This is a genomic window from Luteibacter sp. P4_D7_3 (genome assembly GCF_056401735.1).
Genome location: NZ_JBFUIT010000310.1, coordinates 1 through 4561, shown reverse-complemented (window position 1 = coordinate 4561; position 4561 = coordinate 1). Strand labels below are relative to the sequence as shown.

Here is a 4561-nt window from a genome sequence, read left to right as displayed (position 1 = left end):
CGGTTACCACCGCATCGCCATCGACGTGATGAGTGGCCTGACCGGTGCGAAGCCGGCGCGCATCGTGGTGAATACGCGCAACCGCGGTGCGATGCCGGACCTTCCCGACGACGACATCGTCGAGATCGCCTCGGATATCTCGCTGGATTCCATCGTGCCGCGTCCCATCGCACCGTTGCCTGATGCCGTGAACGGCCTCGTGCGCGCGGTCAAGGCGTACGAGCGTGCGGCGATCGCGTCGGTGTTGAACGACCGTCGTCTCGAGGCGCGCAAGGCCATGCTGATCCATCCGGCGATCGGGCAGTGGACGCCTTCAGGCGATCTGCTCGATGCGCTTCTGGGTCACGCCAATGAAGATGGCGAGTGCTTGTGTCAGGGGCCGGTTCACCGGCACGGATGAGGCACTCGCTAAGCAGGTATCGCCACAGGACATAGTGCGGATTCGCCCGGCCGCAGGGTCAACACCTGCACGCCGGTGCGCGTCACGGCTGCCGTGTGCTCGAACTGGGCGGAAAGCTWGCCATCGCGGGTGTACACCGGCTCTCGTAACTCGCTGGCCACGATGTATATTATGATCAAACAGCCGTTCTGCCGGACTTCGGTTAGGTTCCGCGCTCTGTTGCCGGTCCGTTTAACGTCCGTGCCTACTTCTGCGAGCCGTACTTCGCAAACATCACGGCGAAAAGAAGGATGGTGAGGACAATGCCAAATCCAGCGAGCGCGCCAGGCGTTGGATGGGCCAGACGGCGAAACAACAGCATCGCCAGGCAATAAACGATAACGCAGACCCAGCCTTCCCACGTCTTGGGACTGATACCGATGCCGAATCGTTTCGGACCGAACCAATACTTATTCCGCTGGAGCATCGCGCATGTCCTCAGAGGTATGCCGCGAAAGATACTCCAAAAAAAATCCCGCCTACGGGCGGGATTCGCGATTACGGACAGCAAGATTTTCCGATTATGCTTCGGGGCCCGCGGTCGAAAGGAGGGTGCAGAATCCCTTTTTCACGGCTTCCTCCGGCGAGCTGGTGCCWCCGCTCAGCTGGAAGACGAAGGACACCTTACTACCGCTGCCGGCACTTTCGACCATGGCGTTGAGCGGCGCGGTTTTTCCGTTTCCGTATGACACGGTCTGGGTCGCCGTAATGCTTCCGAGTTCCTTATCAGCCTGGGATATGGTCCAGCCTTCCTTGACAACCTGCTGATAGACGGCCTTGAACACATCGTTGGGTGCGCCCTTCAGGGTCGCCGTTGTCTTGAATGTGTGGCCCTTGAAAAAGCTGCCTTCGTTCGTGAAGTTGGCGTCGCATTGTGCAGCGAGCGACTGCTGGGCAAACGCGGCGCCTGCAACCAGGACGGTCGCCAGGATCATCTTATGCATCATGCATTCCTTGATGAGAAAAACGAGCGGCTATCTAACCAGAATGTCTGGGTGGAGCGCAATCAGAAGTTGTGTTTTCGCGGACATGCGCAAGGGATAGTCTGCCCAGAGTCGCAAGACGGGGCGGATCGTTATCATGCTGACTGACGGGGAGAATGGAGCGCAGGGCCGACGCGCGTGTATTCCTGCTGGGCGCTGCCATAAGCCTTTTGCTTACCGGTAGCATCCGGATAGTGGCGCTATCGCGTTCAATTGCCCGGAGCGCGACGCCATCGGCATGTACGTGCACGACGAGGATCGTTCGGCAACCTTAGTGCTCAAGGATTCTGATGTATCCGTGGGTGATCATAGCCTGCTGGAGCTGACTGCACGGGGTAAGGGCGGGTAATTGGAGCTGTTCGATGCCACGGGGAAGGCCCACCCCCGATCGTCGCTGACGGAAGGCCGGATTGATGCAAGCCCCTCTGGAGCTACAAAGTGAAAAAAAGCTTCATCTGTTTGGGTTTTTTGTTTGTCTTCGCGGCGCAGGCCGGGGGGAAGACCCAACTACCGGTCGACGATGCCGTCTACCTTCATCCGTCTCGACTTATCGCCGTCGATGGAGGGCGCCGGCTCAATCTGTACTGCACGGGCAGCGGTATGCCGACGGTCGTGCTCGAGGCTGGGCATGGCGATGGACTCACCACCTGGGCGCGAATTCAGCCGGCGATTYCAAGGCGCACGCGTGTATGTTCCTACGACAGGGCCGGCTTCGGTTTCAGTGATCCGCCGCATAAGCCGGGAACCATCCAGCAGGCCGTTGACGACTTACACGCGCTGCTATCCAAAGCACATGCCCGGCCACCCTTTGTCATGGTGGGACATTCCATGGGTGGCATGATCGTTCGACTTTACGCGGCGGAACACCTGGACGACGTCTCAGGCCTGGTGCTGGTGGACCCCACGAACGAGCACCAGGCCGAGGGTTACAACAGAGTCGATGGGCGGACCTATGCGGACTGGGACCGTGCGAATCGACGGAGCTTTCGGGATGCCGAACGGTGTGTGGCCGCGGCTGAGGCTGGAGCGCTAGTCGCGGGTCGTCCGCTCTATGCGTCGTGTGCCGCCGACTATGATCCTGAATTCAGTCCTCGCATTAACGCGCAGCTCATAAGCCAGTCGCTGAGTTACGGTGCGCAGCGCGCCATGGTCTGGGAGCAGGAAAACACGTTCTACTTGAGCTCTGCGCAGTTGGCCGCAACGCCGGGGGCGTACGGGGACAAACCTGTTCGTGTCTTGTACCGCGGTCCGGATTCCAAGAGGGAGGGGCAGCCGCAAGCACAAGCGGATGCGGAGTACACGATGCTGGTTGGGCTCCATGCGGGCGAAGCAGCGCGCTCCAGCCAAGGATCCGCTCAGGCAGTCCCGGGCACCGGTCACTATATTCAGATGGATGCTCCCGATGTCGTGGTGTAGGCGATTGAAGACACGGTCGATGCGTCACCCTGATCCTTTTCGGGCCGGCAACGGTCTTTAAGGAAAAAGCTTGCATGTTTGCCTTATCGGCAATAGGCCCTCACCAGCTAAGCGGATACTCAGCCCGCTGATAGCCGGGGTATATCAAATTGACCTCCCCAAGTCTAAAATGACCGTTCGCGGGCGAAGGATTCGCAGGCCGCATTAGTGCTGGAGCGTTTTCGACGCTTGTACTGGATCAGGGCCGGTATTGACCCCATGTGGTCAGCCGCACTGTTATCGCTACGGCAACGATTCGTATCGCCCGGCGCGGACATTATTTTCGCCTGATCACGGGAAGTCCCATTTTGAGCACTTCGGATTCGCTGCGTATCGTCCCTCTTGATGTCAAGACGGACCTGGATCGCTTCATCAAGCTGCCCGGGTCCATCCTGGGCTCCGATCCTGCGTGGATCCCGCCGCTGAACCTCGAGCGGCGCCTGCACCTTGGTGCCAAGACCAATCCCTGGTTCGAGCACGCCCGCTGGAAGGGTTGGATCGCGTACCGTGGCGACAAGCCGGTGGGCCGGATCAGCGCCCAGATCGATTCCCTGCACCTGGAGATCCATGCGGACGACGCAGGATTTTTTGGCATGCTGGATGCCGAAGACAACCAGGAGACGTTCGACGCCCTGATCGGCGCGGCGGAAGCCTGGCTGCGCAGCGAGGGCATGAAGCGCGTCCGCGGCCCGCTCAGCCTTTCGATCAACGACGAAGTCGGCTTGCTGGTGGACGGCTTCGATACCTCGCCCTATTTCATGATGGGTCACACCAAGCCTTATTACGGTGCACGCATCGAACAGGCCGGCTACCAGAAGGCCAAGGACATGCTGGCCTATGTGGTGGCGCCGGACTTCCCCGAACCGAAGGTGATGAAGCGCCTGCTCGGCAGGTCCAAGCAGAGCATTACCGTGCGTCCGCTGGACAACAAGCGGTTCGATCAAGAGCTCGCCGTGCTGCGCGACATCTTCAATGACGCCTGGTCGGACAACTGGGGTTTCGTGCCCTTCACCGAGGCTGAGTTCAAGGATCTCGGCCACACGCTGAAGGTGCTGATCGCTTCCGAGCTGATCCAGATCGCCGAAGTCGATGGTGTGCCGGCGGCTTTCATCGTTGCGCTGCCCAACGTCAACGAGGTCATCAAGGATTTCGGCGGCTCGCTGCTGCCCTTCAACTGGGCGAAGTTGCTGTGGGGCCTCAAGGTGAAGTTCCCGACATCGTCCCGCGTGCCCCTGATGGGCGTACGTAAGAGCTTCCACAACACCCCACTGGGCCCGGGCCTGGCCTTCCTGGTGATCGACGCAGTGCGTCATCACCTCGTCGCCCGCGGTGTGAAAGAGGTCGAGCTGTCGTGGATCCTCGAGGACAACGACGGCATGCGTAACATCATCGAGGCCATCGGTGGCCGCGACTATAAGCGTTACCGCGTCTACGAGAAGGCACTCTGATGGCCACGCAGTTCTCCCGGTTTGGGCCGATACTCCTCGGCGTCGTCGCGATCGCCGGTGTCGCCTGTTCGAAGAAGGGCGCGTCGGATGCCGACCAGAGCGTGCCGGTGGTGATTGCCACCGCGCGCCAGGGCGGCTTCGTCGTTTACCGCTCGCAGCCGGGTACCGTGACGCCGTCCAACAGCGTCCTGGTGCGTAGCCAGGTGGACGGTGTACTCAAGAGCATCGCCTTCACC

Annotated in this window: 5 protein-coding genes and 2 pseudogenes; 4 read left to right on the top strand and 3 right to left on the bottom strand. The window is 60.4% G+C overall.

Annotation, left to right across the window (positions count from 1 at the left end; translation table 11 throughout):
* Positions 1-400, top strand: a 400-nt coding sequence (locus tag AC1DSN_RS18730; protein WP_477332167.1) for a family 4 glycosyl hydrolase, incomplete at its 5' end; no start/stop codon positions are given.
* A gap of 8 nt (positions 401-408) precedes the next feature.
* On the opposite strand, the pseudogene AC1DSN_RS18725 reads toward AC1DSN_RS18730, so the two are convergent.
* The 3 genes and pseudogenes from AC1DSN_RS18725 to AC1DSN_RS18715 form a co-directional block, all read right to left on the bottom strand.
* Positions 409-540, bottom strand: a pseudogene (locus tag AC1DSN_RS18725) (type I methionyl aminopeptidase); the annotation flags it as partial.
* A 104-nt stretch (positions 541-644) separates the two neighbouring features.
* Positions 645-866 (bottom strand): hypothetical protein, encoded by a 222-nt coding sequence (locus AC1DSN_RS18720; RefSeq protein WP_063572592.1) that lies wholly within the window; start codon positions 864-866, stop codon positions 645-647.
* 94 nt (positions 867-960) lie between these two features.
* Positions 961-1374, bottom strand: a complete 414-nt coding sequence (locus AC1DSN_RS18715) for a hypothetical protein (protein WP_477296045.1) — start codon at positions 1372-1374, stop codon at positions 961-963.
* Between the two features lie 486 nt (positions 1375-1860).
* Between AC1DSN_RS18715 and AC1DSN_RS18710 the strand changes: the two genes are divergently transcribed.
* The 3 genes and pseudogenes from AC1DSN_RS18710 to AC1DSN_RS18700 form a co-directional block, all read left to right on the top strand.
* The gene (locus tag AC1DSN_RS18710) at positions 1861-2838 is read left to right on the top strand and encodes an alpha/beta fold hydrolase (protein ID WP_477332165.1); all 978 of its coding nucleotides are present in this window, start codon (positions 1861-1863) and stop codon (positions 2836-2838) included.
* A 347-nt stretch (positions 2839-3185) separates the two neighbouring features.
* The gene (locus AC1DSN_RS18705) at positions 3186-4325 is read left to right on the top strand and encodes a hypothetical protein (RefSeq protein ID WP_213947138.1); all 1140 of its coding nucleotides are present in this window, start codon (positions 3186-3188) and stop codon (positions 4323-4325) included.
* Positions 4325-4561: pseudogene (locus AC1DSN_RS18700) on the top strand (hypothetical protein); the annotation flags it as partial. The gene AC1DSN_RS18705 and the pseudogene AC1DSN_RS18700, both read left to right, overlap by 1 nt.